At 69.4% G+C, this 25,845-nt stretch carries 24 protein-coding genes; 12 read left to right on the forward strand and 12 right to left on the reverse strand.

The features are described 5' to 3' along the window. Positions 1–14: 14 nt before the first annotated feature. The 3 genes from ACFSKW_RS08685 to ACFSKW_RS08695 all read right to left on the reverse strand — a co-directional run bounded on the left by ACFSKW_RS08685 (position 15) and on the right by ACFSKW_RS08695 (position 3,981). A complete protein-coding gene (locus tag ACFSKW_RS08685; RefSeq protein ID WP_379570979.1) occupies positions 15–1,394 on the reverse strand; it encodes a hypothetical protein in 1,380 nt (459 codons plus the stop codon). Positions 1,395–1,468: 74 nt separating this feature from the next. Beyond that, the gene (locus tag ACFSKW_RS08690) at positions 1,469–3,214 is read right to left on the reverse strand and encodes an acetyl/propionyl/methylcrotonyl-CoA carboxylase subunit alpha (protein WP_379570981.1); all 1,746 of its coding nucleotides are present in this window, start codon (positions 3,212–3,214) and stop codon (positions 1,469–1,471) included. A 47-nt stretch (positions 3,215–3,261) separates the two neighbouring features. After that, on the reverse strand, positions 3,262–3,981 hold the full coding sequence (locus tag ACFSKW_RS08695) for an SDR family oxidoreductase (RefSeq protein ID WP_379570983.1): 720 nt from the start codon (positions 3,979–3,981) through the stop codon (positions 3,262–3,264). 121 nt (positions 3,982–4,102) lie between these two features. On the opposite strand from ACFSKW_RS08695, the gene ACFSKW_RS08700 reads away from it, so the two are divergent. From ACFSKW_RS08700 to ACFSKW_RS08720, 5 genes are all read left to right on the forward strand, one after another. After that, positions 4,103–4,375 (forward strand): WXG100 family type VII secretion target, encoded by a 273-nt coding sequence (locus ACFSKW_RS08700; RefSeq protein ID WP_358136615.1) that lies wholly within the window; start codon positions 4,103–4,105, stop codon positions 4,373–4,375. Between the two features lie 122 nt (positions 4,376–4,497). After that, entirely contained in the window at positions 4,498–5,637 is a 1,140-nt protein-coding gene (mycP, locus tag ACFSKW_RS08705) for a type VII secretion-associated serine protease mycosin (protein ID WP_379570985.1), read from the forward strand. A gap of 108 nt (positions 5,638–5,745) precedes the next feature. Further along, on the forward strand, positions 5,746–7,863 hold the full coding sequence (locus tag ACFSKW_RS08710; protein WP_379570987.1) for a serine/threonine protein kinase: 2,118 nt from the start codon (positions 5,746–5,748) through the stop codon (positions 7,861–7,863). Positions 7,864–7,971: 108 nt separating this feature from the next. Beyond that, positions 7,972–8,352 (forward strand): hypothetical protein, encoded by a 381-nt coding sequence (locus tag ACFSKW_RS08715; RefSeq protein ID WP_379570989.1) that lies wholly within the window; start codon positions 7,972–7,974, stop codon positions 8,350–8,352. Beyond that, positions 8,349–9,308 carry a hypothetical protein gene (locus tag ACFSKW_RS08720; RefSeq protein ID WP_379570991.1) on the forward strand — a complete coding sequence of 320 codons (960 nt, stop codon included), beginning with the start codon at positions 8,349–8,351 and terminating at the stop codon, positions 9,306–9,308. Before ACFSKW_RS08715 ends, ACFSKW_RS08720 begins: the two co-directional genes overlap by 4 nt. Here ACFSKW_RS08720 and ACFSKW_RS08725 read toward each other — a convergent pair. From ACFSKW_RS08725 to eccCa, 3 genes are all read right to left on the reverse strand, one after another. Beyond that, positions 9,305–10,444, reverse strand: coding sequence for a transglycosylase SLT domain-containing protein (locus ACFSKW_RS08725; protein WP_379570993.1), 1,140 nt, complete (start codon positions 10,442–10,444; stop codon positions 9,305–9,307). The two genes, ACFSKW_RS08720 and ACFSKW_RS08725, sit on opposite strands and share 4 nt — an antisense overlap. Beyond that, a complete protein-coding gene (locus ACFSKW_RS08730; protein ID WP_379570995.1) occupies positions 10,441–10,746 on the reverse strand; it encodes a hypothetical protein in 306 nt (101 codons plus the stop codon). The genes ACFSKW_RS08725 and ACFSKW_RS08730 overlap by 4 nt, the downstream gene beginning before the upstream one ends. A 175-nt stretch (positions 10,747–10,921) precedes the next feature. Next, the gene (eccCa, locus tag ACFSKW_RS08735) at positions 10,922–14,893 is read right to left on the reverse strand and encodes a type VII secretion protein EccCa (protein WP_379570997.1); all 3,972 of its coding nucleotides are present in this window, start codon (positions 14,891–14,893) and stop codon (positions 10,922–10,924) included. A gap of 132 nt (positions 14,894–15,025) precedes the next feature. Here eccCa and eccD point away from each other — a divergent pair, with 132 nt between their 5' ends. After that, positions 15,026–16,387, forward strand: a complete 1,362-nt coding sequence (gene eccD, locus ACFSKW_RS08740) for a type VII secretion integral membrane protein EccD (protein WP_379570999.1) — start codon at positions 15,026–15,028, stop codon at positions 16,385–16,387. 136 nt (positions 16,388–16,523) lie between these two features. On the opposite strand, the gene ACFSKW_RS08745 is transcribed toward eccD, so the two are convergent. The 4 genes from ACFSKW_RS08745 to ACFSKW_RS08760 are packed head-to-tail and all read right to left on the reverse strand — an operon-like array spanning position 16,524 to position 18,489. Continuing rightward, the gene (locus ACFSKW_RS08745; protein ID WP_379571517.1) at positions 16,524–16,838 is read right to left on the reverse strand and encodes a YbaB/EbfC family nucleoid-associated protein; all 315 of its coding nucleotides are present in this window, start codon (positions 16,836–16,838) and stop codon (positions 16,524–16,526) included. Between the two features lie 12 nt (positions 16,839–16,850). Then, positions 16,851–17,237 (reverse strand): YbaB/EbfC family nucleoid-associated protein, encoded by a 387-nt coding sequence (locus tag ACFSKW_RS08750; protein WP_379571001.1) that lies wholly within the window; start codon positions 17,235–17,237, stop codon positions 16,851–16,853. After that, on the reverse strand, positions 17,234–18,091 hold the full coding sequence (locus ACFSKW_RS08755) for a hypothetical protein (protein WP_379571003.1): 858 nt from the start codon (positions 18,089–18,091) through the stop codon (positions 17,234–17,236). The genes ACFSKW_RS08750 and ACFSKW_RS08755 overlap by 4 nt, the downstream gene beginning before the upstream one ends. An 8-nt stretch (positions 18,092–18,099) precedes the next feature. After that, positions 18,100–18,489: a hypothetical protein gene (locus tag ACFSKW_RS08760; protein ID WP_379571005.1), complete on the reverse strand. Its 390-nt coding sequence runs from the start codon at positions 18,487–18,489 to the stop codon at positions 18,100–18,102. Between the two features lie 786 nt (positions 18,490–19,275). Here ACFSKW_RS08760 and ACFSKW_RS08765 point away from each other — a divergent pair. Beyond that, positions 19,276–19,719, forward strand: a complete 444-nt coding sequence (locus ACFSKW_RS08765; RefSeq protein ID WP_379571007.1) for a YbaB/EbfC family nucleoid-associated protein — start codon at positions 19,276–19,278, stop codon at positions 19,717–19,719. On the opposite strand, the gene ACFSKW_RS08770 is transcribed toward ACFSKW_RS08765, so the two are convergent. Both ACFSKW_RS08770 and ACFSKW_RS08775 read right to left on the reverse strand, forming a co-directional pair. Next, on the reverse strand, positions 19,716–20,417 hold the full coding sequence (locus ACFSKW_RS08770; protein ID WP_379571009.1) for a hypothetical protein: 702 nt from the start codon (positions 20,415–20,417) through the stop codon (positions 19,716–19,718). The genes ACFSKW_RS08765 and ACFSKW_RS08770 overlap by 4 nt on opposite strands. Positions 20,418–20,421: 4 nt before the next feature. Further along, positions 20,422–21,750, reverse strand: a complete 1,329-nt coding sequence (locus ACFSKW_RS08775) for a hypothetical protein (RefSeq protein ID WP_379571011.1) — start codon at positions 21,748–21,750, stop codon at positions 20,422–20,424. A gap of 328 nt (positions 21,751–22,078) precedes the next feature. Between ACFSKW_RS08775 and ACFSKW_RS08780 the strand changes: the two genes are divergently transcribed. The 5 genes from ACFSKW_RS08780 (at position 22,079) to ACFSKW_RS08800 (ending at position 25,843) form a co-directional block, all read left to right on the forward strand. Next, a complete protein-coding gene (locus tag ACFSKW_RS08780; protein WP_379571013.1) occupies positions 22,079–22,390 on the forward strand; it encodes a WXG100 family type VII secretion target in 312 nt (103 codons plus the stop codon). Between the two features lie 11 nt (positions 22,391–22,401). Then, positions 22,402–22,761, forward strand: coding sequence for a WXG100 family type VII secretion target (locus ACFSKW_RS08785; RefSeq protein WP_379571015.1), 360 nt, complete (start codon positions 22,402–22,404; stop codon positions 22,759–22,761). A 74-nt stretch (positions 22,762–22,835) separates the two neighbouring features. Further along, complete coding sequence (locus ACFSKW_RS08790) at positions 22,836–23,258, forward strand: hypothetical protein (protein WP_379571017.1); 423 nt, start codon at positions 22,836–22,838, stop codon at positions 23,256–23,258. Between the two features lie 24 nt (positions 23,259–23,282). After that, on the forward strand, positions 23,283–24,740 hold the full coding sequence (locus ACFSKW_RS08795) for a hypothetical protein (RefSeq protein WP_379571019.1): 1,458 nt from the start codon (positions 23,283–23,285) through the stop codon (positions 24,738–24,740). Next, a complete protein-coding gene (locus tag ACFSKW_RS08800; RefSeq protein ID WP_379571021.1) occupies positions 24,737–25,843 on the forward strand; it encodes a pentapeptide repeat-containing protein in 1,107 nt (368 codons plus the stop codon). Before ACFSKW_RS08795 ends, ACFSKW_RS08800 begins: the two co-directional genes overlap by 4 nt. Positions 25,844–25,845: the final 2 nt, after the last annotated feature.

Genomic DNA, 25,845 nt, shown 5'->3' on the forward strand with positions numbered 1-25,845 from the left:
GGAGGCGGAGCCTGCTACCAGTCACCGCCGCCGAAGTCGCCGCCGCCGAAGTCGCCGCCGCCGAAGTCACTCCAGCCGCCGCCGCCTCCGCCGAAGTCGCCGCCGCCACCGAAGTCACCTCCGCCGCCGGCGTCGGAGTAGCCCTCGGCGTAACCGGCGCCGTAGCCGCCCATGCCCCAGCCGCCGCCGAGCATGCTGCCCATCATGGTGCCGACGAACATCATGGTCATGATGTCGCCGAAGCCGCCGTAGTAGCCGTAGGCGTAGGGCTGGTAGGCCGGACCCGCGTCGTAGTACGGACGGTACTGGCCGTTGACCATGACCTGGCGGGTCTGCGGGTCGTAGCCGCTCTCCACCGCCATGGCGTCGGCCGCGCAGGCCGGAACCTCGCGCGGCGCGCCGCCGGGCGGGGCCCAGCGCACGTCACGCACCGAAGGGCCGTGCTGCGGGTTGAAGAAGCAGGGCGCCCGCCGCTCGGGGATCGGCTGGTTGTTGACCCTGGCCTTCACCACGGCCAGCGCGTAGCGGCCGTCCTCGAGCGTCGTGGTGACGTCGCGGACCTGCTCGGCCTGCGAGACCGAGGCCAGCTGCGTCTTGGCCTTCTCGTAGGAGTCGAGGGCGGTCTGCCACTCGGTGATGTTCTGGCCGCCGGATCCGGCGAGCTTGACGTCGGTGTCGAGCGCGGTGATCTCCTCACCGAACTTGGTGACGTCCTCCTCGACGGTCGTCTTGACCGCGGCGAGCTCGGCCGCCTGCCGCGCGGCGAGCTTCTTCTTCTTGTTCTTCGAGTAGAGGAAGTAGCCGCCGCCGCCGACGAGCGCCAGCACGCCGATGCCGACCAGCGCGCCCGTGCCGGAGCCGCCCGAGCCCGCGGCGCTGCCGGAGTCGAGAGCGGACCGCTTGTTCTGGGCGGCGAGGTTGACACGCTCGACGAAGTCGCTCATGCCGGTGACGACGTCGTCGTTGTTGCTGGTGGACAGGTTGGCGAGCTGGCCGGCCAGCCCCTTCTTACCGAAGTTGGCGGCCGCGAGCAGTGAGTTGCCGTCGAGTACCGCGACGGCGTACTTGCCCGTCTTGCCCGCGCTCTTCAGCCCGTTGCCGAGAGCGGGGAGGTAGGTCGCGGGGTCGGTGACGGTGCCGTCGGGGAACGCCGCCACGTAGACGGGCGTCTTGGCGTCCTGCAGCGCGGAGCGGATCTCCGACTGCTGGTCCGACGTCAACGAGGAGCCAGGGCCGACGAAGAGCCGGTCCTTCTGGTCCTTCCAGTAGGAAACCACCGTGGCGGCGTCGGGTGGCGCCGCGGCGTGCGCGGCGGGCGAAAGCGCGAACACAGCGAACAGACCGGCGATCAGAGCCGCGATCGCGGCCGTCGTCCGGCGCAGCGGATGGGTCATGGGCAGCAAGCCTCCTTCGTCCTTGAGGACGAATGAGCAGTCGGCAAAGTTCCCTCTCCTGCGAAACCTACCCGCTAAGCGTCCTTGATCTCGCAGATGGTCGCTCCCGAGGTGACGGTCTGTCCCACGGTGGCGGCCAAACCGGTGATGGTACCGGCCTTGTGCGCGGTGAGCGGCTGCTCCATCTTCATCGCCTCGAGGACGACGACCGTGTCACCTTCGGTCACCGTGTCGCCGTCAGCCGCCACGATCTTGACGATCGTCCCCTGCATGGGGCTGACCAGGGCGTCGCCGCTCGTGGCGGCCTTCTTGGCGCCGCCCGACGCCCTGCGCGAGGGCTTGGCCGCGGCGGGCGCGCGGCCCGCGGAGGCGAACCCCGCGGGCAGGACGACCTCCAGCCGCTTGCCGCCGACCTCCACGGTCACCGTCTCCCTGACGGCGGGCTCGGCGGAGTCCACGGCGCCGGAGTACGGCGGGATGCCGCCCGACCACTCGGTCTCGATCCAGCGGGTGTGGACGGCGAAGGGCTCGGCGGTGAAGGCGGGATCGCTCACCACCGCGCGGTGGAACGGCAGCACGGTCGGCATGCCGTCGATCTCGAACTCGGCCAGGGCCCTGCGCGAGCGCTCGATGGCCTCGGTACGGGTGCGTCCGGTGACGACGAGCTTGGCGACGAGCGAGTCGAAGGTCTGCGGGACGGTCATCCCGGCCTCGTAGCCCGCGTCCAGCCGCACGCCTGGGCCCGAAGGGGAGCGCATGGAGGTCAGGGTGCCGGGAGCGGGCAGGAAGTTCCTGCCCGGGTCCTCGGCGTTGATCCGGAACTCGATCGAGTGGCCGCGCAGCGTCGGGTCGTCGTAGCCGATGGCCTCGCCGTCGGCGATGCGGAACATCTCGCGCACCAGGTCGACGCCCGCGACCTCCTCGGTCACCGGGTGCTCGACCTGGAGACGGGTGTTGACCTCGAGGAAGGAGATCGTGCCGTCCTGGCCCACGAGGAACTCGCAGGTGCCGGCGCCGACGTAGCCCGCCTCACGGAGGATCGCCTTGGAGCTGGTGTAGAGCAGGTCGACCTGCTCCTGGGAGAGGAAGGGCGCGGGCGCCTCCTCCACGAGCTTCTGGTGGCGGCGCTGGAGCGAGCAGTCGCGGGTGCTGACCACGACGACGTTGCCGTGGGTGTCGGCCAGGCACTGGGTCTCGACGTGGCGGGGACGGTCGAGGTAGCGCTCGACGAAGCACTCGCCGCGGCCGAACGCCGTGACGGCCTCGCGGACCGCCGAGTCGTACAGGTCGGGGATCTCCTCGACGGACCTGGCGACCTTGAGCCCGCGGCCGCCGCCGCCGTACGCGGCCTTGATCGCGATGGGCAGCCCGTGCTCGCGCGCGAACGCGACGACCTCCTCGACCCCCGAGACGGGATCCTTGGTCCCCGCGACCAGGGGCGCACCCACCTTCTGCGCGATGTGCCTGGCCTGCACCTTGTCCCCGAGCGCCGCGATGGCGGCGGGCGGCGGGCCGATCCAGGTCAGGCCCGCGTCGATGACGGCCTGGGCGAAGTCGGCGTTCTCGGCGAGGAAGCCGTAGCCGGGGTGGACGGCGTCGGCGCCCGTCCCGGCGGCGACGCGCAGCAGCTTGGCGATGTCGAGGTAGGTCTCGGCGGGCGACTGGCCGCCCAGCGCGTGGGCCTCGTCGGCGACCTTGACGTGGAGCGCGTCGAGGTCCTGCTCGGCGTAGACGGCGACGCTGGCCAGACCGGCGTCCTTGCACGCCCTGGCGATCCGGACGGCGATCTCGCCACGGTTGGCGATCAGAACTTTCCGCACCGACGTCATTCCTTTCTCCACCGGCTTGCAAAGGAGTCTAGGGGCGGTCACCTTCCCAGGTACGCTCCGCCGTTCACGTGGAGGACCTGCCCGGTGAAATGGCCGGCGCCCGCCGAGGCGAGGAACAGGACGGTTTCCGCGATGTCGTCGGGCGTGCCGGCGCGGCCGTTGCGGGTGCTGTCCACCCGGTGCTTGACGCCTTCGGGGGTCAGTCGGCCGCGGAAGAACTCGGTGTCGAGGATCAGGCCCGGCGCCACCACGTTCGCGGTGCCCCTGGAGCCGAGTTCGGCGGCCAGGTCGGCGGTCCACGACTCGAGGGCGGCCTTGGCCGCGCCGTACGAGCCTGAGCCGGTGCCGCGGGCCGCGATCGAGCCGATCGAGATGATCCTGCCGCCCTTGACCAGGCGGGGGAGCAGCGCGGTGGTGACGAGGACCGCCGACAGGAGGTTGGCGTTGAGATTCGCCCACCAGGCCTCCGCCAGGTCCATCAGGTCGTCCTCGCGCTTCTGCCTGTCGAGGTTGGTGTTGCCGCCGGCGTTGTTGACCAGGACGTCGACGGTCCTGGGCAGGTGGGCGAGCGCCTCCTGCACGGCGACGGGGCTGGCGGCGTTGAAGGCGACGAAGGAGGCGCCCAGCTTCTCCGCAGCCTCTCTCAGGACGTGCTCGCGGCGGCCGGTGATCGTGACCTTGTCACCCTGCGCGGCGAACGCCGCCGCGACGGCGTAGCCGATGCCGGTCCCACCGCCGGTGACCACGACCTCGCGCATGCTTGCCCCCTTTGATCCGAACAATCCTCTGGAGGACCATAGCCGCTCGGCATAACCGGGGGCGACGGCGGGGCTGGCTGCCTATGGTGAGGGCGCCCGTCGGTCGACCCTGGAGGAGCGCATGACGCACAACTTGCTCGGTGGCAACCCTGCGGAGATGCAGCAGATGGCCACCCAGTTCACCCAGCAGGCCGAGGCGGTCCGCAGCACCATGGCGGCGCTCGACCGCGAGGCGGCCAAGGTCGGCACCGCGTGGACGGGGCCTGGAGCCGAGCGGTTCGGCGGGGCGTGGCAGAACTACCGGGCCGCCTTCCAGCGGATGTCGGAGGAACTGCAGGAGGCGGCTCGGGTGATCAACACCTACCGCGGCAACATCGAGTCGGCCACCCGCTGACCCGGCCCACGTCCACGGCCCGGGCCCGGATGGGCGCCGGGCCAGGGTGACGCCGGTGGGGCGGCCGTTGCGGGCGGGAACGGCTATAGCTCGGCAAAAGGGTCAAGCTAGGCTCTTGCTTCATGGTCGGAAGGGTCCTGCTCGCCGTCAGCCTGGCGATGACGCTCACGCTCGTGCCGGTCGCCGCCGAGGCCGCCCCCCTCAAGTGCGATTCCCCGCCCGAAGCAGGTCTGAGCGAGATCTCCCTGCCCTGGGCGCAGGCCCGCCTCGACGCGAAAAGGGTGTGGCCGCTCACCCGAGGAGAAGGCGTCACCGTCGCGGTGATCGACAGCGGCGTCGACTCGAAGCACCCGCTGATCCCGCTCCGCAAGGAGATCGACTTCACCTCCACGGGCAACGGCGACTGCATGGGACACGGCACCGCGGTGGCGGGCATCATCGCGGGCAGATACCGGACCGACTTCCCCTTCTACGGCGTCGCCCCCGCCGTCAGGCTCGTGTCGCTGAAGCAGACGAACAAGAAGCAGGGTGACGTCGCCCTCCTTGTGAAGGCCATCAACGCGGCGGCCGACATGAACGTCGATGTGATCAACATCTCCACCCAGACCACGGACCAGCCCGATCTGAGGGCGGCCGTCAGCTACGCCCTGTCCAAGGACATCGTGATCGTCGCGGCCGCGGGCAACTCCGACCCCAGGGACAAGGAGAAGATGGAGTACCCCGCCGCCTACGAGGGTGTCCTCTCGGTGGGTTCGGTGGGACCGGGAGGCCAGCGGTCGGAGTTCTCCAACACCAAGTCCAACGTCGCCGTCATGGCGCCTGGCCAGGGCATCATCAGCACGTGGCCAGGCGGGCTGTTCATGGACGAGATGGAAGGGACGAGCTTCGCCGCGCCGTACGTGGCGGGGGTGGCCGCGCTGGTGCGCTCCCGCTTCCCCAGGCTCAACCAGGAACAGGTACGGCGACGCATCGAGGTGACCGCCGACGGCGCGCTCGGCAACGGCACCGGAGCGGGCGTCGTCAACCCGTTGCTGGCGGTGACCTCCGTGCTGCCGACCGAGCAGGTGGAACTGGCCCCTCCGCTGCCGCCGCCGCTGGCGGAGAGCGCCATCGCCAAGACGCCGCCCGTCGACTGGCGGACGATCACCGTCGCGGTGATCGTGGCGGTGTCGGCGCTGGCCCTGGCGGGCGTGGTTCTGACCACGCGACTGGTCGCGCCGTTGGGAAAGCGCAGGGGATGGCGGCCAGGGCGCCCTCATTGATTACGACTTGACGGTTAACTGTCAGATTACATCCCGAAACTCTCGTTACGCGTGGGGCAGATTTGGTTCAATGTGCTCCGATCATGATTTGTCATGGAAAGGTGGGTCATGGACGCCTTGTCGCCAGGAGACCCTGAGCGCTTCGGGGACCACGCCATCGTCGGACGCCTTGGCGTGGGCCCGCGCGGCGTGGTCTACCTGGGGCGCGACTCCGATGATGGAGAACTGCGCGCCATCAAACCGCTGACGGATGAGTCCGCGGATGACAGCGAGACCCTGGACCGGCTGCGCAGCGTCAAGCGCGTCTCCAGCTCCTATGTGGCCCGCGTGTTCGACGTGGGCGTCGAGGACGGCACGCCGTACGTCGTGCGCGAGCACGTCGAGGGCCGCAGCCTCGCCGAGACCGTCGAGGCCGACGGTCCGCTCACCGACGACGCGCTCGAGCGCGTCGCCGTCGGTGTGCTCACCGCGCTCACCTCCGCGCATCTGGCGGGGGTGACCCACAGGGGCCTCACCCCGCACAACGTGATCCTCGGCGCGGACGGCCCGAGGGTGACCGACGCGGCGATCGGCGAGCCAGCCGGCGAGCTCGGCTACCGCTCGCCCGAACAGCTGAAGGAACTGCGGTACGGCCCGCCCTCCGACGTCTTCTCCTGGGCGGCGACCGTGGTGTACGCCGCCACCGGGCGCGCTCCCTTCGAGCACGAGACGCAGGCCGTACTCGATGAGAAGCCCGACGTCGGCCCGTTGCCCCAGCCGTTGCGCAGGGTCGTGGTGGCGGCGCTGTCGAAGGAGGTCTCGAAGCGGCCGACCACCTACACCGCGCTGCTGCAGCTCCTCGGCGACAAGAACGCCGACAAGCTGGTCGCCGGCGCGCCCGCGGTGATCGTGCCCGACCCCTCGCCGCCGCTGGAGGGCACGCTCAGGCTGCCGATGTACCGGACGCCCGAGCCCGATCCCGTCGAGACGGCGCCCGTGCCGGCCGTGCCCCAGGCCTGGGGTCCGCCGCCGGTCGAGGCGCCGGAGGAGCCGCCGCACGGCCCGCACCCGGTCGTCTCGGTTCCGGCGCAGGCGCCGCCGCCCGCCCGCAGGCCGTTCCCCGTGGGTCTGGTCGCGGCGATGGCCGCGGTCGTGACGATCTCCGCGGTCGGGCTGTGGGGCGCCAACCAGTACGCGGGCACCACGACGCTGAACACGGTCGCGGCCGAGGGCAGGCAGCCCGCCGACGGCGTGCCCAGCCCCAAGGGTGAGGCCTCCGCCACCGACACGGGCAACGGGATCGCGCAGCCGCAGCCCCAGCCGCTGGGTACGCAGCAGGGCCAGGCCAAGGTGGCGGTGCCGTGGGCCAAGACGCCGGGGCCCGAGTCGACCGACGTCATGCCGTTCGAGCTGCCGACCGACGACCCGAACAGCCCGCTGCCCGAGCCCGAGCTGACCTCGGTCACCTCGCCTACGCCTGTGCCTGTGCCGACCCAGAACATCGCGGTGCCGCCCACGACGGTCGCGCCCGTGCCCTCGCAGCAGCCCACCGTCACGGTGACGGCCGAGCCCACGCACAAGCCGGACCCGAAGCCCAGCAAGACGAAGGAGGGCGAGCCCGAGGCCCCGCCGCAGGAGAAGCACACGCAGCGGCCGACGCCGACGCGGACCGAGGAGGAGCGGCCGACGCAGGAGCCGGAGGCCACTCCCACGCCGACCCGCACGCAGGAGCAGCCGAGCATCGCGCCCTCGACGAGCAGGCCGCCGGAGCCCAAGCCGACCGAGACCAGGACGGTCGACCCCACGCCGACCAAGCCGGCGGACCCCAAGCCTTCGCCGACCCCGACGCAGAGCAAGCCGACCCCTCCGGCCGAGCCGAAGCCGTCGCCGACCCCGACGAAGACCACCGAGCCGCCCGCCGAGAAGACCAACCCCTACACGCCGGGCCAGGCCTGTGGCGGCGGGTTCTACGTCCAGCGGCAGGCGTCCTTCTCCGGAGGCACGACCTACCAGCTGTACAACACCAGCACCGGTTACAACTGCGTGGTCACGATGAAGACCGCCAACATCGGCCAGCTGACCCATGTGGGCGCGACCCTCGAGGTCCAGGGCAAGGCGCCCGTGACCGACAGCGGCGACTACAAGTACTACGCGGTCATCAAGGCGTATGGAAAGGGCAGCTGCGTCAGGTTCTCCGGCAGCACGAGCCAGGGCAACACGAGCTCTGGGTTCGACAACTGCGGATGAACAGCCCGATACGCGGAAGTAACCACATATAGATATATGTGAAATGAAATGGGCGGATCATGGCCGAAAGGCATGATCCGCCCGATTCATTTTCCGCGGGAGACGTTTGTGAGCGAGCAGCCATCTCTGGACCTCGACTTATCCCACCTCCACACTGTCGCGGCCGCGGCCTTCCGTGACATCGGCGACGACCTCCGTACGGCCCTGGCGCAGGCCGTCAGAGAGCTGGAGGAGCTCGGCCACTTCCCGACCGAGGAGGAGTCGGACAGGAAGTTCGTCGAGTGGTACGCGCCCAAACGGGTGGAGATGATCGATCTGCTCGGGCAGTTCGCGCAGGTCTACGATGACCTCGGCCAGAAGCTGTCCATCATGCGGGACAACGTGGCGGTGGCCGACTGGGCCAGTGCGGACGATCTGACGATCAAGGACATTCCCGTCTACAAGCGGCCGGATGCCGACGACCTCGCGCCGAAGGGTCTGTTGCCATGATCGCCGCCGCCTTCCCCGTCAACCGCCTGATGATGACGTTCATGGCCGGTTCCGCCGGCACCCTGGTGGGGCTCCGGGTGTGGGCGGGAGTGGTCGCCCCCGAAGCCTCGCCGGAGAAGCTGCGCAGCGCGGCGCAAACCTTCACCAGGCTCGCCGACGTGATCGACGGCGGCGACGAGCCGAAGAACGGGCTCGCCTACCGGGCCGACCAGACCTACTCCTCGGTGGTCAAGAACAACGCGGGCGCGGGGATCGACTCGTTCTCCGCCGTCTACAACGACAACATCAGGCCGCTGCCCGCCGCGTTCGTGGCCGACCTGCGGGTCGTCGCCGTCGTGTGCACGGCCTACGCCAAGCTCGTGGACGACGTGCGCCGCCGTTTCGCCGAGGTCGAGAACGAACTGCTGCAGCTGGTGTGGATGGTCATGTTCCAGCCGATGACCACATGGCTGTACGCCGTGGCCACCGTCAGGATCGTCAAGCTGATCAGGACCGCCCGGCTGCTCAAGGCCCTCTTCGGGACCAACGCCGCCAAGATCTTCAGCGCGGGGTTCCCCAAGTACGCGTTGACCACGCTGGTCTACGCGACGGTGGACGGCATCGCGTACGCGAGCGGCTCGCTCGGCATCAAGGCCATGGTGAACGCCGCCCACGGCCAGCCGATCGGCTCGGCGAAGGAGAACGGCGCCGAGTTCCTACGGATCTGGACCGGCAACACCGGCTACGTCCTGGGTTACGACGCCGCCAAGTTCCCGCTTCGGAACCTGCCGACCAGCCGGGCGACCGAGCTGTTCGCCAGGCTCGCGGGCTCGGGCTTCGGCTACACGCCCGCCTACAACCTGTCCGACGGTGTGGACGGCCCGGTCGCCACCACGCCGGAGGAGTGGATGGGCAAGCTCGAGGGACACGGCCTGCGCGCGCTGATCTTCCCGCCGGGGTGGCTGCCCGGCCGCTAGTACGGCCGGTAGCCGCCGCCGCGTTCCAGGGAGGCGATGCCGGGGTGGTGGCCGAGGTCACCGTAACGTTTGTAGGTGTAGAGCACGCCGGCGATGATGTTGTCGACGGGCTCGAGGATCTGCTTGTGCCCCGGCAGGCTGTGGGTGTTGAAGGTGGGCGGGATCGTCTGCATGAGACCCTGCGACGGCACGCCGTTCCTGGCGTTGATGTCCCAGTTGTTGATCGCGCTCGGGTTGCCGCCCGACTCGTGATGGATGATCGTCCAGATCCGCTCGATGTCCTTGGGATCGTCGGGGTCGAGGTCGCTCACGTCGATGCCGCGGGAGCGCATGATCCCGGCCATCTCGGGCGACCTGATGATCCTCAGCGCTTCCTTGATCCACTCGACCACCTGCGCGCGGGGCGCGGGCACGTCACCCGCTGAGGAGACGCCGCCTCCGCCGTATCCGCCCCCTCCACCGCCTGCTCCCGCGCCTCCCGCGCCGCTCGGATTCGTCCCCGCCAGGTCGGTGGTCCTGCTGAGATCGGTCGGCAGCCACTGCATCTTGGTGCGGTCGTCATCGGGGACGAAGTCGCGCAGGAGGGGGTCGTTGATGCTCTTGAACGTGACCGTCCGCAACTTCAGCGCGTCGGCGATGGCCGTCTTGGCGTCACTGAGGGCGGTGTTCGCCTTGCCTGCCCAGCTTTCGGCGTCCGAGACGGCCTTGTCGCCCATCTCCTTCAGGCCCTTGTCGACTCCGTCAGGGTCGTCGGGGTTCAGCTTGTTCCAGTCGATCCGGTACTGGTTCGCCCGCGTGATGAGGTCCTCTCGGATCCACCTGACCTTGCCCTCGGCGGTTTCCAGGTCCTTGGCAAGCGTGTCCGCCGCGTTCGCGCATCCCGCCAGCGCGTCGTGGAGGCCGTCGCCCGCCTTGCCGTAGCCCTGCATGTAGCTCTGGAAGTCGTTGGCCGAGTCGCCGTGCCAGGTCCTGCCGACCTCGATGACGGCCTTGCCCAGCTTGCCCGTCTCGTCCAGTACCTCGCCGGCGATCGCCCTCCACTGCTTGGCCATCGTCCGGATGGCCGCGGGATCGCAGGTCACCTTGGCGACCAGCGCGTCGAGCCTGTCGACGCCCGGCGTCGCGTTCTCGGTCATGGCCTGTCCGCCGCGCGGATGTTCGTCTCCACCTTGTCGAGCGCGCGCTCGACGCCTCCGAGCTTGTTCCTGGCCTCCTCGAGATCGTCCTTGACGACCTCGGTCCAGATCTTGTCGATGTCGGCCGCCAGGCTGTGGGAGTTGTCGAGCTTGCCGAACGCGGTGGAGTCGGTCAGCTTGCCCGGCAGGGCCGGCAGCTTGTCGGCGGCCATCATGTCGCCGGGCACGAGCGCCTTGCTCGCGTTCTTCGCCGCCCTCCCGCACTCGTTCAGTGCTTGGAAATGGACATCGAGACCAGCCACCGGTCGCGCCTCCCGGAGATGCTCAAAAAGGACAAGATCGAGCATAGCGGCCAGCTGGTGACGTCGACATGAGCTCGGAGAAGCCGCCGCCCGAGCCCGTCCCCGTCGAGCGCCTGGTCGAGAAGCCGGCCAGGCGCTCGGCGGGGACAGCGGCGCACGCCCCGCCCGATCGCGATCACGGCAGGTAGGCGGTCTGCGACAGCCGCGCTCCCGACCTCCTGTCGACGAAGTAGCCGCGGCCGACCGGCAGGGGCTGTGGGCGGATGTTGCCGAAGACGTAACCTTCGTCCTTGTTGCCCGACATGACCAGCGCGGGACTGGCCATGTCCTTGAGCTTGGTGATGATCGGATCGAACATCGCCCTGCCGATGCCGCCCATCTGCCGCGACATGATCAGGTGCAGGCCGATGTCGCGAGCCTGCGGGAGCAGGTCGGCCAAGGGCTGCAGCGGGTTGTTCGAGGTGGCGACCAGGTCGTAGTCGTCGACCACGATGTAGAGGTCCGACCCCTGCCACCAGCTGCGCGAACGCAGCTGCTCGGGCGTCAGGTCGGCGGGAGGCAGGCGCTTCAGCAGCGCCTGCCTGGCGTCGTTGATCAGGTCGGCGGCGGCGGTGCTCGACGCCGCGTAGCCGATCCTGTGCTCGGTGGCCGCCGAGTCGAGCAGCGACCTTCGGTAGTCGATCACGATCATCATCGCCTCGCGCGGCGTCTGCCTGGCCACCACGCTCTCGGCGATGAGCCGCAGCAGGTTCGACTTGCCGCTCTCCGTGTCGCCGACGACGATGAAGTGTGGGTCGGCCTCCAGGTCGAGAAGCACGGGCGAGAGCGTGGCCTCGTCGATGCCGATCGGGATGACCTTCCGCCCGGTCTCGTCGGGGCCGGGAAGCAGCTCGGCGGGCAGCACGGAGGGCAGCAGCCGTACTCCGGGCGCCGGAGGGCCCTGCCAGGCGTCCCTGACGGTCTGCACCAGCGCGCGCAGGCCCACGGAGACGTCCTCGGCGTTCTGCACGCCGTCGATCCTGGGCAGCGCGGACAGGAAGTGCATGCCCTCCTTGGTGAGCCCGCGTCCTGGGGTCCCCTCGGGCACGGCCAGCGCCGACTTGCGGTTGATCTCCGACTCGTAGGCGTCACCCAGCTTGAGCTCGATCCTGGTGCCGAACAGGTCGCGGATGCCTGGCCTGAACTCCGACCACTTGTTGGTGGCCGCCACGATGTGGATGCCGTAGCCGAGGCCGCGCCCGGCCAGGTCGGTGATCGTCGGCTCCAGCGAGTCGAACTCCTGCCGGATGGTCAGCCAGCCGTCCACGACGAGGAACACGTCGCCCCAGCCGTCGCCCTCGATCTCGCCGTCGGCCATCATCCTGCGGTAGGAGGCGATCGAGTCGACGCCGAGCTCGCCGAACATGCGCTCGCGCTGCTGGAGCAGGGAGGCGATCTCGGCGACCGTACGGCGGACCCTGTCGGTGTCAAGGCGGCTGGCCACGCCGCCGACGTGCGGGAGCCCGTCGAGGCCCGCGAGCGCGCCGCCACCGAAGTCGAGGCAGTAGAACTGCACCTCGCGCGGCGTATGGGTGAGCGCCATGCTGGTGATCATCGCGCGGAGCACCGTGCTCTTGCCGCTCTGCGTGCCGCCGGCCACGCCGACGTGTCCCGACGCGCCCGACAGGTCCAGCCAGAACGGGTCGCGCCGCTGCTCGAAGGGTTTGTCGATGATGCCGATGACGGCGTGGAGCCTGCCGCGTCCCGCCCAGCCGGTCGTCGTCAGGCCGAGCTCGGGAGTGACCGACAGCGGCGGCAGGAGCTGCGCCAGCGTCGGCGGCTGGCCGAGCGGCGGCAGCCAGATGCGGTGGGCGGCGGGGCCGCGGTCGCGCAGCCGGTCCACCATGATGTCGAGCAGGCTGGTCTGCGACGTCTTGTCCTCGGTCGGCTCCAGCTCCTTCGCCGGCTTCTCCACCACGGGGATGGGCGCGAAGGCGGGGCCGTACTCCACGACCTCGCGGACGGGGCCGCCGGCCGAGGAGGCGGCGGCTTGGTAGGGGTCGGCCTGGTAGGGGCCCGAGACGTAGGCGGCCTTGAAGCGCGTCATGCCGGTGGTGTCGAACTTGAGGTAGCCGTTGCCGGGAGCGGAAGGCAGCTCGTAGGCGTCGGCGACGCCCAGCACGACCCGGCTCTCCATGGCGGAGAAGGTGCGCAGGCCGATCCGGTAGGACAGGTGGGTGTCCAGGCCGCGCAGCCGTCCCTCCTCCAGCCGCTGAGAGGCCAGCAGCAGGTGGACGCCGAGCGAACGGCCCAGCCTTCCGATCATCACGAACAGGTCGATGAACTCGGGCTTGGCCGACAGCAGCTCGCTGAACTCGTCGAGGACGACGAAGAGCGTCGGCATCGGCGCCAGCTCCGCGCCCTGCTCCCGCGCCCGCTCGTAGTCGCGCAGCGAGGCGTAGTTGCCCGCCGAGCGCAGCAGCTCCTGCCGCCGGACCATCTCGCCGTGCAGCGCGTCGTGCATGCGGTCGACGAGCGGGAGCTCGTCCTCGAGGTTGGTGATGACCGCGGAGACGTGGGAGAGCGACTCGAGACCGAGGAAGGTCGCGCCACCCTTGAAGTCGACCAGGACGAAGTTGAGGATCTCCGAGGAGTGCGTGACGGCCAGGCCGAGCACCAGCGTGCGCAGCAGCTCGCTCTTGCCGGAACCCGTGGCGCCGATGACCAGGCCGTGCGGGCCCATGCCGCCCTGCGCCGACTCCTTGATGTCGAGCTCGACCATGCGGCCGTCGGCGCCGAGGCCGATCGGCACGCGCAGCCTGTTGCGGCCCGCGCGGGGCCGCCACGTCTGCGCGGTGTCCAGACTGGAAGGGTCGCCGACGCCGAGCAGGTCGGTGAGCGTGGTGTTGATCGAGAGCACGTCCTGCGCCTCGCCGCCCGAGGCGCCCGACGACAGCCTGAGGGGCGCCAGCTGCCTGGCCAGGCCCTCGCTCATCAGATAGTCGAGCGAGTCGGGCTCGCCGAGGCGGGTGTTCGTCGCCTTGCCTGCGTGGTCCAGCTTGATCATGTGGAAGGCGTCGCGCTGGATGTCCAGCCGCAGCATCGCCTTCTCCTCCACCATCCCCGCGGTGTCCGAGAGGTCGATCACGGTCACGCCCTGGATGGCGTCCATGCCGAGCTGGGAGTCGTGCGGGACGTACCCGCCGTCCACGATCACCACGTGGTACGGCAGCGCGTCCGCGGGCGCGCCCGGCTTGAACCTGGCCCGCTCCTTCAGCTCGCCGCCGACCAGCCGGTCGAGCTCGCTGAGGTTCTCGGCCATCAGGCGCACCTGGCCCGCCAGGTCGGTCTGCTCGGGGTGCAGCGCGTGGGGGAGCCACTTGACCCAGTCCCACTGCGGCATGGACTCCTTGCCCGCGCAGATCAGGATCCGGAGGTCGTCGGGCGAGTGGAAGACGACCATCTGGGAGATCATCGCCCTGACCAGGTCGCGGACCGCCTGGCGGTCGCCCGACAGCTTGATGCGGGCGAACGAGCCGAGAGCCACCGAGACGGGCAGTTCGGAGACCGTCGCGTGCGCCCTGACGAACCTGCGCAGCGCGCCGGCGGTCAGCGCGTCGAGGTCCTCGACGGGCTTGGAGTCCGGCGGGATGAGCTGGATGGCGAGCTTCTGCACGCCGGTGCCGAGCCGTACGGTGCCGAAGTCGGGGTCCCTGGGCCTGCGTTCCCACAGGCGCGGGCCCATCGCGATCCACCAGAGCGAGTCAGGGGCGGGGCCGCTCCACTCCAGGGCCTCGCGCTGCTGCTTGGCCGCCCTGCGGGCCTTCCTGCGCACCTGCGACAGGTAGCGGAAGTAGTCGCGGCGCAGCCCGTTGAGCCGGTGCTTGCGCTCGCCGGACTGCCTGCCCATCTGGCCGATGGTCATGCCCATCATGGAGAAGGCGAACAGGCCGCTGGCGACGTACATGAGCGGGTTGGAATTGCCTCCCGACGTGAACATCAGTCCCATCGCCGCGCCGCCGGCGACCATCGGCAGATAGGTCAGGATCATCATGAAGCCCTGACCCTGGACTTCGGGGATTTCCGGCGGCGATTCGAGCAGAACCTCGCCACGCGGTGGCTTGGGGCTGGCGCGGCGTTCGGGCCGTCGCACAATCACGATGCTCACACAGCAATTTCTTACCATCAATGCGGGTCGTTCCGCTTGCCCGATATGTTTCATTCTGTGAAGTCGCTTGCTCATGGACCATCCCCTCAAGGCCCGATGCAGCAGGGCGCTCTCGCGCAGATCCCCGCTCCCATGCCGGCCTTGTGCCACGTCACAATCGTGGGACCGCGCAAGAGAGCCGATCTGGCGCTGCCCGCGGACATTCCGCTGCCGCACGTCCTGCCCGGTCTGCTCCGCGCGATGGACGAGGTGGGCGGAGAGTCCGCGTCGGCCTCGGGCTGGATGCTGCAACGCCTCGGCGGCGCCCCGCTCGACATCGGTCACAGCCTCGGCGCGCTCGGCGTGCTCGACGGCGAGGTGCTCTACCTGCGGCCGCGCGAGGCGGTGCTGCCGCCCGCGCTGTACGACGACGTGGCCGACCTGGTGGCGGGCGGCATCAAGGAGGGCTCGGGCAAGTGGACGCCCGACCACACCCGCACCGCGGGCACCGCCGCCGCGTGCGGACTGCTCACCATGGGCGCGTTCGCGCTGTTCCTGGCAGGGCCGCCGTGGACGATCAGGGCGATCGTGGCGGGCGTGCTGGCGCTGCTGCTGCTGGTGACGGGCGTGGTCATGTCGAGGGCCATCGGCGACTCCTCGGTGGGCGCGCCGATCGGGTGGGCCGCGCTGCCGTACGGGTTCCTGGCGGGCCTGCTCGCGCCAGGAGGCGCGGGCTTCGCCGCGCCCAACCTGCTCGCCGCCTTCGCCTGTACGGCGCTCGTGGCGGCCTTCGGCGGCACGCTGACCTCCGACGGCCTGCCGGGATTCCTCGGTACGGCCATCGCCTCGGTGACCGGGGCGGCGGGAGCGGCGGTCGTCATGATCTGGGGCACCTCGCCGGCGGGCGTGGCGGCGGTCGCGGTCACCGTGCTGCTGGCCTTCACCCCGCTGTTCCCGACCCTGGCCTTCAGGCTGGCCAAGCTGCCGCTGCCCTCCATGCCGACGAGCGCGGAAGAGCTGCGCACCGACAACCAGCGGCTCGACGCCGCGCAGGTCAAGGAGCGCACCGTCAAGGCCCAGTCCTACGTGACGAGCCTGATCGCCGGGGTGAGCCTGGTGGCGGCGGGCGCGCTCTTCCTCCTGGTCATGGAGGGCGGCTGGGCCGCCAGGATCATGGTCGTGGTCCTCGCGCTGACCCTGGTCATGCGCGCCAGGGTCTTCCACGGGCTCGGCCAGCGGATCTGGCTGCTCGTGGTCGGCCTGGGCGGGCTGGCGGCCCTGGGGCTGTCTCTGAGCGCCGGAATGGGCGACATCGCGGCCGTCGCCGTCGGCGTGGGCCTGCTGTGGGTGGCGCTGATCGCGGCCGGCCTCGGGATGTGGCTGCCCACGGGCAAGCCCTCGCCGTTCTGGGGCCGCGCGGGTGACATCGTGGACCTCATGCTGATCGCGGCGCTGTTCCCGCTCGCGCTCGGCGTCCTCGACGTCTACTCCTGGGTGCGCGGCCTCTCAGGCTGACCTGGTCACCAGTCGTCGTTCCTGCTCAGCCGGTCGATCGTGTGGCCGCGGTCGACCGGCAGCCACTTCCGGATGCCGGTATCGGGAAGTCGCGGCGCCGGTGGCGCCGGTCCCGGTGATCGTCCACGGCAGGGCGTCAGGAACGGCGCTCGATGGATCGCTGGGCCGCCCGCAGATCCTCCATCAGCTCGTCCTTGGACGCGGCAGCGGCATCCTCAGCGGCGACGACGGCGGTCAGGATCGCGTCGGCGAGTTCCACAGCGTCCAGCCTTCTTCTGCTCACCGGGCTGATGTCCAGGCTGAGCAGGCTGCCGAGCGCGTCGGTGGTCGCCACGATGCGGCCCTCGTCCGCGCTGGCGGTGAACTCGCCGGCACTCCACCGGTCCACCATGTCGTCGGCGCGGTCCGCCAGCGTCACCAGGTCGTCGAGCCTCGCCTGGGCCGCTTCCATCTCCTCCACTGCTCATCCCTCCCGCAGCACGTTCTGGATGTAGGGGTCCAGGGGGTCACTGTCGTCCGCGGAGGTCTGGGCGCCGGCCACGTCTCGCATGAGCTCGGCCACGCGCTCACCGATGGCGAGCCTGGCCGCGCCGATCGCCTCCTGGACGGCCTCGGCGAGGTCGACGTGGTCGAGGCCGCGCAGCTTCTGGGTGTCGATGGACAGGGTGAGCAGGCGGCCTGTGCCCGTTACCGCGGCGCGCACCGTCTGTGTGGGGTCGGTGCCTTCGAGCCTCTGCTCGGCAAGGTCGCCCATGGCCGCGGTCAGAGAACCGACCCAGCCGTTCAGCTCTCGCATCAGGCCGTCGAGGTCGCCGACCCTGCCCTGGGCGAAGGCCTCGGCGTCTTTCACGCGTTCTCCTTGCCCGCGGGGATCCAGTTGTCGGCGACGTGGGCGGCGTCTCCGATGCTGGGGGAGATGTTGAGGTCGCGAGGTCCCATCGCGGGGTTGCCTGACCGGTAGAAGGCGCCCCTGAGGTCGTTGAGCTTCAGCTCCAGCTTGTTGAGGTCGCCCTCGTAGGAGTAGTAGACGTCCGCGAACTGCTTGATGAGGTTGCCGGCCGCGCTCATGAAGACGCCGACCTGAGTCATCAGGGCGACCCTGCCGACGGGGTGCAGGCTCATGCCGGCGAGGGTGCGAAGGATGGGGGCCGATGTGGCGTACAGCCCGAAGACCGACAGGTCGTATTCGAGCACCTCCTTGTACTGCGCGTGCATGGTGCCGCTCATCTCGCCGGAGATCTTGCCGAGCTGGCTGTAGAGGCCGTTGACGTTGAACCGGATGTACTGCTGGAGCATCTCGACCGCGTGCCCCTTCCAGTTCGGTGAGATGTCGTCGAAGTAGGAGCGCCACAGGTCGGACCTGTTGCCCTCCAGGAGGCCGGCCATCTCCTTCCACTGTTCGCGGCGGCCGTAGAACAGGAACGGGTTGCCCAGGTTGAGCGTGGCCGCCACGTCCAGCGCGATCGCCGCTATCCCGAGCCCTGACATGGCCATCGAGGCCCTGGTGGTCTGCCGCAGCGGGTTCATGCTGCTGATCAGCCGGCGGTAGAAGCCGGGGTCGGTGCGCGGGGTGGGGGCGGGCGTGACCGTGACGGTCCGCGCCACGTTGCCGCTGCTGTTGGTGATGTGAAGCTGCTGCGGGGAGGTCGGCGCCGTCTGGCCGGGGAGAATGAACTTCGACGGCTCGATCGGTGGAGTCGACATCGCTTCCGTCACTTCTTCCCGAGGGTTCCGGCCCGGTCGGCGGCCGTGTAGACGTCGGCCGCCTGGAACAGCTTGCCGCTGTCGGTGCGGAGCACTCCGCCGAGGATGCCGGCGCTGTCGCGCCAGGTGTTGGAGATGTTGTTGAACCGGCCGACGAACGGCAGGCCGACGATGGGGATGCCGGCGAGCGGGACCAGGTTCCAGCCCTCGAAGACGGGGGTGTGCTCCTTGAGCGTGTGGACGCCGGTGGCCGAGCTGTCCATGGTGCCGGCGAACTTCCGTACGAAGCCGGCGTGTGTGTCGTACCCGTTGGCGGGGTTGCCAGGGCTGCTGGGGCCCTTGGGGGCGGTGGGGCGTGAGGGGCTGGTGACGTTCTGGTTGGCCTGGGGGGAGCGCAAAGCGGGGGGGAGGCAGACGGGAGGCGGACAGTGCGGCTTGTGCGGACAAGGGCTGACCGCTGTGGGGGAGGCAGACGCGGACGGCGAAGTAGTGGGCGGGGCGGTAGTGGGTGGGGCAGACGTGGGCGGTGCAGAAGTCGGCGGGGCAGACGTGGGCGGCGCAGTAGTGGGCGGGGCGGTAGTGGGCGGGGCGGTAGTGGGTGGGGCAGACGTGGGCGGCGCGGTAGTGGGTGGGGCAGACGTGGGCGGTGCGGAAGTCGGTGGAGCAGACGTGGGCGGCGCAGTAGTGGGTGGTGCGGTAGTGGGTGAGGCAGACGTAGGTGGTGCGGAAGTAGGTGGCGCAGAAGTGGCAGAAGGAAAAACGTCAGACATGCGGCCTTTTTACCATTGTGACTTTTGTATGACACCCCGGAATGATCTTTGGACGCTGAACGTCAAGAAGGAATTAACGAAGGCTTAACCTCGGCCTCTGACGAGCACGAACCTCTGCTCGCGGGGCACCGTTCAGCGGGCGACGGCAGCCTCGCTGTTTCTCTTCTATTGCTGCGGAGCTCTCGCCCTGCTTGAGTGCGCCGGGTGGCCGGCCATGAGTCAGCGGTGGCCGTGCGGGCGCGCGGACAATTGTCGTGAGTTATGGATTCGTTGATGGCAGGAGGCGTCGCCGGCACGGCCGCGCCCCCTTCCGTCGGGAGGGCGGCGGATGGGCCTGCCGGCCGCCCGTGATTGCGGAGTAAACCGACAACCGCTACGTTGCTGGACGTTTGCCCCTCCAGGATGGAGTAGCCGGTGCAGGACTTCGGGGACTTCGCGAACCTCGACATTGACAAGCTCCTCAAGAACGCGGAGGAGCAGTTCTCCCGCGTCGAGGAGCTCCAGAAGGTCATGAGCGAGCTCGTCGGCAAGGCGCAGGACGAGGACGGACTGGTCAGCGCGGAGTACACCAACGCTGGTCTGACCATGCTCGAGCTCCACCCGAAAGCGATGCGGCTGAGCTCGGGGGAGCTGGCGGAGAAGGTCAAGATTGTCGTGCAGGAGGCGACCGCCGACCTGCAGCGGCAGGTGAACGAGACCATGGGGGAGATGTTCGGGGAGGACGAGAACCCCATGAAGCTCATCAGCAACCCCGACGCCGCGCTGGAGCAGGTCAAGAACGCCGAGGCGGCCTACAACAGGACCTTCGAGGACGTGATGGGCGAACTCGACAAGATCCGCCGCCGCCTCGACCTCTAGGCCTGCGCCGTCTTCGGCTGTTGCAGCTTCTTCTCCCAGCCGCTCTCCGGCTGGGAGAAGTCGGGCTTGCCGCCCTCGAGGTTGGTGACCTTGCTGTCCAGGTTGGCCTTCTGCATGAGAAGCCATCCCTCGCCCATTGAGAGGATCGCCCCGGCGGCGCCCACCATCACCATCTTCTTGGTGAGCGCGCTGTTGACCACACGCAGCACGGCGTTGGAGGTGGCCAGCATCCCGATCCGGCTGGCCAGTGTGCCGAGCCCGGGCGCCGCCGCCGCCACAGAGGCCGCGTAGGCGGCGATCAGCATCGTGGTTCCGGCCGTGGCCGACAGGATGGCTCCGCCTGTGGACACCCTGGCGGTCGCTCGGCACACGTCCCGTGCGCACTCCTTGATCCGGATGTCCGTGTCGACGTCGGCCATGAGGTCCTTGGCGTTGGCGCGGAACTCTTTCTGATCGTCGGCGGTCCATTCCTTGGGCATTTCGGCGGTCTTCTGGGCCGTCTCCAACCCGGTGCGCGCCGTCCGCAGGTGCTGGATCGACTCCTCCCACGTGTTGGCGAGCGCGTGTTGCCCCTCGACGCTCGACGCCTGCGCGCCCATGGCCAGAGGGATGGCGAAGGCGGCGTTGCTCGGCGCGAGGTAGGCGGCCAGCGTGCTGGCCCCGATTCCCTCCAGATACATGGCGAGCCATACGTCCATGAGGTCAGCCTCCCTTGTACTTGCTGTTGTCGTCGGCGTCCTTCCAGTTGAGCGACGACTTCTGCAGCGCCGTATCCCACCGGCCGACCAGCGAGACGCCCCCGTTCAGATATTCGACGGCCGCCATGCGGGCCCGATCGTGCCCATGCGCCAACGGGATGCCCGCCACCCCGAAGACCATGAGGCTGGCCCTGGTGCCCCCGGCCTTCTCCGACGCCTGCCGCAGGGCGGGAGCGACCTCGTTGATCACAATGGAGGCCACGTTCTTGATGGTCTCCTTGTTGATGTGCTTGTCCGCGTTGTCGTTCTTGCCGTTGCCCTTGCCGTCGTCCTTGCCGTCGTTCTTGCCGTCGGTCTTGTTCGGGTCGCCGTTGCCGCCTCCGCTCGGCCCTCCACCGCCACCGCTGGGACCGCCGCCGCCACCGCTGGGACCTCCGCCGCCACCGCCCGGGATGCTGGGGGTGTCCGGGGTCGGGATGTCGCCCGCCCCATCACCTTCACCGGGCTTCTCCTCGCCGGGCTTGTCGTCCCCGGGCTTGTCGTCACCGGGTTTGTCGTCACCGGGCTTGTCTTCTCCCGGTTTGTCCTCGCCGGGCTTGTCGTCGCCGGGTTTGTCTTCTCCCGGCTTGTCGTCACCGGGCTTGTCGTCACCGGGCTTGTCCTCGCCGGGCTTGTCGCCGCCGGGGTTCGACGGGTCCCCGCTCCCGTCCTGACCTGGCACCTCGCCCGGATTCTGGTCCGAGCCGTCGCCGCCTGAGCCGCCCTGGTCCGAGCCGTTCTGGCCGCCGTCGCCCGAGCCGCCATCACCGGAGCCGTCGCCCCCGTCGCCATTCTGGTCGCCGTTGCCTTCGCCGCCGGTGTTCGGGTCGTCGATGTCCTTCAGCCCGCCCTCGAGGTCGGCCATGTCGGCGTCGCCACTGCCCTCGACGTACTCCGCGACCTGCCCCTCCTCGCCGTCCGCGGCCGCGTCGGAGGACGGGTCTGCGCCCACGTCACTGCCGGACGAGTCCCAGTCGGGGTCGCCTTCCGCCGCCTCGGGCTCGACGAAGCCGGGCTCGGTGTCGACGGGCTCATCGGACTCGGCGGGAGCGACGGAGACCAACTCCGTGTCGCCGGCGCCTGTCGCCTGAGAATCGGCCGGTACGGCGGGCCCCGTGACGGACGCGTCGCTCGTGTCGCCGGCGGGCGCCACCCGGGGGTCGGCGGACGAGGTGGTGAACGGCACGACACCGTCGCCTCCACCACGCGGCGCGTCGTCGATGTCACGTAAGCGATCAGGCTCGGCAGCCTGCCCCCAGTTGAGCAGGCTGTCCATGCTGCGTTGTTCGCTCACCCGGCCTCCGTCCCCCGGCACTCAGTGATCCGCAACAGTAGCCCAAGTCGGGGCACTCCAGGCAGGTGGGAGAGGCGGTCGTTGTTTCCGTTGACTCGAAATCGACAGCCGGGGTCAACGGTGTGCAATTCAACTACCTGCGTGTTTGCCTGCGGGCCACTCTGATGTTATCGATCTGTGATCTGCATACTTGTTAGTTATGTTGCGACAGGGTACCTATGTGCCCTTTGATGTTTGATGCGGTGATCGCTCCCCGTCTGAGGACGGCTGAGGCCGTAACGGGGGTGGCGCCGCGCTTGGACGGAGCCGCACGGCACAGGAGGTACTGGTGGCGGAGTTCTATCAGGCGAGCGCATCTCAGATCGAGCGCGCCAAGATGCTTGTGGTGAAGGCCGAAGAGGAGATCGAGGGCCTGCGTCAGGCTGTCATCCTGACGGGTGAGAACCTCGCGACCGGCTGGGCGGGTGCCGCGGCCAAGTCCTTCGGCCAGGCCATGATCGGCTGGGACGACAACATGAGGGTCGTCCGTGACGACCTCAGGAACGTGGCCGAGAAGCTCGGCGCCAACGCGCAGACCTACGCGGCAGTCGACGACGAGAACAAGGGCGCGTCCTTCGTCCAGAACCTCATCAACCGCTAGGAGATATCGCCATGGCCATTCCGCACAACGATGTTGGCGCCAGCGACCGCGTCAAGGTCAACTTCGGGACGATGGACGTCGTCAGCGGCGACCTCGTCGCGATGGTGAACAGGTTCGAGCAGATCACCACCGACCTCATGCGCGACCTCGCGCTGGTGCTGGGCACCGGGGACGGGGACGACCAGGCAGGCGACCAGAACGCCTGGGGCGGTGGCGCGAAGACCTTCTTCGAGCAGAAGAAGGTCAAGTGGAACCAGCAGGCCGAGCAGATGCGCACGGAGCTGGGGGCCGCCCAGAAGCACGTCAACACGGCCAACGAGAACTACCAGATCGCCGAGCGGCACAACCAGTCCATGTGGACGCAGTTCTGAGGCAGATCCGGCTCACCGGTCACCGCTTCGTGTGGTGGCCGGATTTGTCGTCGTCGTGAGGATGGAAGGGCATCATGGCAGGACCTGACGGCGGATGGCCCGGACTCAACGGTGACGAGAACACCGTCGAGTTCAGTGTCGACAGGATGCGTGCGATCGCCAAGGAGATGCGCGGCATTCTGTCCGTCATGAACGGCAGGGGCATGGGCGGCCCGGCGATCCCCGGTGAGAGGTTCATGACCGGAGCGCTCGAGAGCGTCCAGGGCCACGCCAGGATCAGCCGCGACGAGATCGGCAGTTGGTCGACGGCGGCCAAGTTCGCCCACGCGGTCGGTTCGACCGAAATGGACCCCGGCGGCGTGGTCAGCCTCGAGGGCAATTCCCGTGGCTTTGAGATGGTCTACGCGAAGTTCGTCTCGACGTTCGAGTCGGTCGTGCAGGCACTCGAGGACCACGCGGTGGAGTACGAGAAGAGCAATCGCTTCAACGGCGGCTGACGTCCGCGCATTGGAAGGTTCAGGGTGGCCAGCGAGTCGAACACCTATCAGATCAAGTCCGGCGACGCTCCCGACGCTGGTGCGGTGACGGCGTCCGCCGAGACGATCAAGACGTGGCTGAACGACACCAACGCCCCTGCCGTCGTGAAGGCCGCCGACGCCTACTCCAGCGCCGCCTCGATGATCGGGCTGGCGCGGGAGTCGCTGCTCTCGGCGGCCAAGGGGCTGAGCGAGATGTGGGGCGGGCCCACCGCCGCGCTCTTCCAGGCGAGTCTGCACAAGCTCGACACCACGGGCGACCAGCTGGCCACCAAGATGAAGGCGATGTCGACGGCGCTGAACGCCTACGGCGCCACGCACCTGCCCGAGGCCATCAGGAAGGCGGAGGCCATCGAGACGGCCCCGCCGCCCACCGGCAAGTCGGAGCCGGCCCCGACCCCCACGCTCACCACTCCTCCGAGCCCGACGTCCAAGCCGACCTCGACCTCGACGCCCAAGCCCTCTCCAGGGCCCGCGCCGTACCCGCCCGGCACCGACCCGGTGGCGGAGGCCAAGGCCCGGCGGGACCAGCAGGCGCGGCAGATCCTGGACGAGCTCAACAAGGAGATCGTCTCCCTCTACAGCCAGGTTCCCGACGAGGTCTCCTACGACCTGGACATCCCCGCCCCGCCCGGCGCGGAGACCGGCTACACGCCGACCACCTACTCCGACCCGGACCGGTACCCGTCCTCCTATCGGGGCGCTCCTCCCGGCACGCCCACCTTCGACTCGGGTGACGGCTCGACCGGCGGTGGTATCAACAGGCCGGGCGGAGACGGGACAGGGCAGACCCCCGGCAGGACCGGCCCGGGCTCGGGTGACACGGGCACCGGCGGTGATGACTCCAACCCGCAGAACCCTGGCAGGCCCGGCACGCCGCCGGGCACGGACCCTCCCGGAGGCGACCCGACCGTTCCCGGCGGGAACGGCGACACGGGCTCCGGCACGGGCACCGGCAGCGGCACGGGTAGCGGAACGGGGAGCGACGGCACCGCGCCGGCGGTGATCGGCCAGGAAGACGGGTCCCGTCAGACGGAGACGGCCTCCTACAGGCCGACCCCGCCCACCAACCCCATGACGACGACGCCCACGACGACGCCGACGACGCCGTACGGGCAGATCCAGACCACCACGCCGCCCACCGTCTACCCCACGCCGGGGCGGCCCAACACCTTCGTCGGTCCGACGAGCGGCCAGCCCGGTACTCCCTCGGTGATCGGCGGCGGCTCCATGAACGGACCGAACGCCATGACCGCGGCGGCTTCGCGGGGCGCGTTCGGCGCGGGCACGCCGGTCCTGCCGCTGGGCGGGATGGGCGCGATCGGTGGCGCGGAAGCGAGCGAGGACAACTCGCGCTCGACCGACCTACGGGAGGATCGCGACCCGTGGACCTCGCCGCACGAGGTGACCACGGAGCTCATCGGCGGAACGAGTGAGTCGTGACGGGCTACCCCAACGCGGGAAACGGTTCCTGGCCGGGAATCCAGCCAGGAGTCCAGAACGCGAACGTGAACCTCACGCCGTCCTCCGGCATCTCCTTCGTCAAGGACAAGCTCAAGACGACGTCGGGCAGCCTCGACGAGGACGCTGAGAAGACCGGCACGCTCGCCACGCGCACGGGCGGCATCAGCATCTACTATCCGCTGGCCATCAGGCAGGTGGCGAGCGCGCACGACCAGGCCCGCGACCGGGACGTCGAGGGCGCCAGAGTGGCCGGGGAGGTGCTCAAGTCCTGGCGGTCCGCGCTGGCGCTGGCCGACGCCAACTATCGCAAGTCCGATGACGACAGCCAGTTCCCGCAGCAGCCCGGCGGCATCCAGCCCGCCGGGCTCGGCGACCTCGGCGGCCTGGGCGACATGGGCGGTCTGGGCAATCTGGGCGGCCCTTCCTCGCTCAACCCCGGCGACGGGGGCCTCAAGACTCCCGGGATCGACCAGCCGGACCTTCAGGGGCCGAAGGTGCCGGGGTTCGACGACCCGAACCTCAGGAACCCCAACCTGCCCAACCCCGATCTCAAGAACCCGGACCTGAGGAATCCCGATCTCAGGAATCCCGACCTCAGGAATCCCGATCTCAGGAATCCGAACCTCAACTATCCGGACCTCAGGAACCCCAACCTCGAGAACGCCGGCCTCAACACGCCGGATCTCAAGACTCCGGATCTGAACACGCCCGACCCCAGGTCGACCGGGCTGGCCGACTACCAGCAGCCGAACCTGCAGACGCCGAACCTGCGCACGCCGGAGACGCCCGTCACCTACACGGGCGACCCCGGCTCGTCGTACGGCAGGGCGGGGGCGGGCACCGGCATGGGCACCGGGACAGGCTCGGGGCTCGGCGGCGCGGGAGCCGCCGGTCTGGGCGCGCGCGGCATCAACGGCGCCGGCGGCGCCCCGATGATGCCCATGATGCCGCCGATGGGCGCCGGCGGCGGTCAGACGGATGACAAGGAGAGGGACAAGGACACCTACGAACTCCGCGAGGAGGAGGGTGTCTGGATGGATCAGGACGGGATCGCCCCGCCGACGCTGACGCACGAGGTGTGATC

The organism is Nonomuraea mangrovi, from assembly GCF_042681425.1.
Classification (GTDB): domain Bacteria; phylum Actinomycetota; class Actinomycetes; order Streptosporangiales; family Streptosporangiaceae; genus Nonomuraea; species Nonomuraea mangrovi.

What these genes read in the sequence shown, in the direction of transcription:
- ACFSKW_RS08685 (WP_379570979.1), bottom strand. Translation starts at nt 1,394, where the DNA reads ATGACCCATCCGCTGCGCCGGACGACGGCCGCGATCGCGGCTCTGATC.
- mycP (WP_379570985.1), top strand. Translation starts at nt 4,498, where the DNA reads ATGGTCGGAAGGGTCCTGCTCGCCGTCAGCCTGGCGATGACGCTCACG.
- ACFSKW_RS08770 (WP_379571009.1), bottom strand. Translation starts at nt 20,417, where the DNA reads ATGGACGTATGGCTCGCCATGTATCTGGAGGGAATCGGGGCCAGCACG.
- ACFSKW_RS08790 (WP_379571017.1), top strand. Translation starts at nt 22,836, where the DNA reads ATGGCAGGACCTGACGGCGGATGGCCCGGACTCAACGGTGACGAGAAC.
- ACFSKW_RS08785 (WP_379571015.1), top strand. Translation starts at nt 22,402, where the DNA reads ATGGCCATTCCGCACAACGATGTTGGCGCCAGCGACCGCGTCAAGGTC.
- ACFSKW_RS08745 (WP_379571517.1), bottom strand. Translation starts at nt 16,838, where the DNA reads ATGGAAGCGGCCCAGGCGAGGCTCGACGACCTGGTGACGCTGGCGGAC.
- ACFSKW_RS08720 (WP_379570991.1), top strand. Translation starts at nt 8,349, where the DNA reads ATGATCGCCGCCGCCTTCCCCGTCAACCGCCTGATGATGACGTTCATG.
- ACFSKW_RS08695 (WP_379570983.1), bottom strand. Translation starts at nt 3,981, where the DNA reads ATGCGCGAGGTCGTGGTCACCGGCGGTGGGACCGGCATCGGCTACGCC.
- ACFSKW_RS08700 (WP_358136615.1), top strand. Translation starts at nt 4,103, where the DNA reads ATGACGCACAACTTGCTCGGTGGCAACCCTGCGGAGATGCAGCAGATG.
- eccD (WP_379570999.1), top strand. Translation starts at nt 15,026, where the DNA reads ATGCCGGCCTTGTGCCACGTCACAATCGTGGGACCGCGCAAGAGAGCC.
- ACFSKW_RS08725 (WP_379570993.1), bottom strand. Translation starts at nt 10,444, where the DNA reads ATGACCGAGAACGCGACGCCGGGCGTCGACAGGCTCGACGCGCTGGTC.
- ACFSKW_RS08755 (WP_379571003.1), bottom strand. Translation starts at nt 18,091, where the DNA reads ATGTCGACTCCACCGATCGAGCCGTCGAAGTTCATTCTCCCCGGCCAG.
- ACFSKW_RS08710 (WP_379570987.1), top strand. Translation starts at nt 5,746, where the DNA reads ATGGACGCCTTGTCGCCAGGAGACCCTGAGCGCTTCGGGGACCACGCC.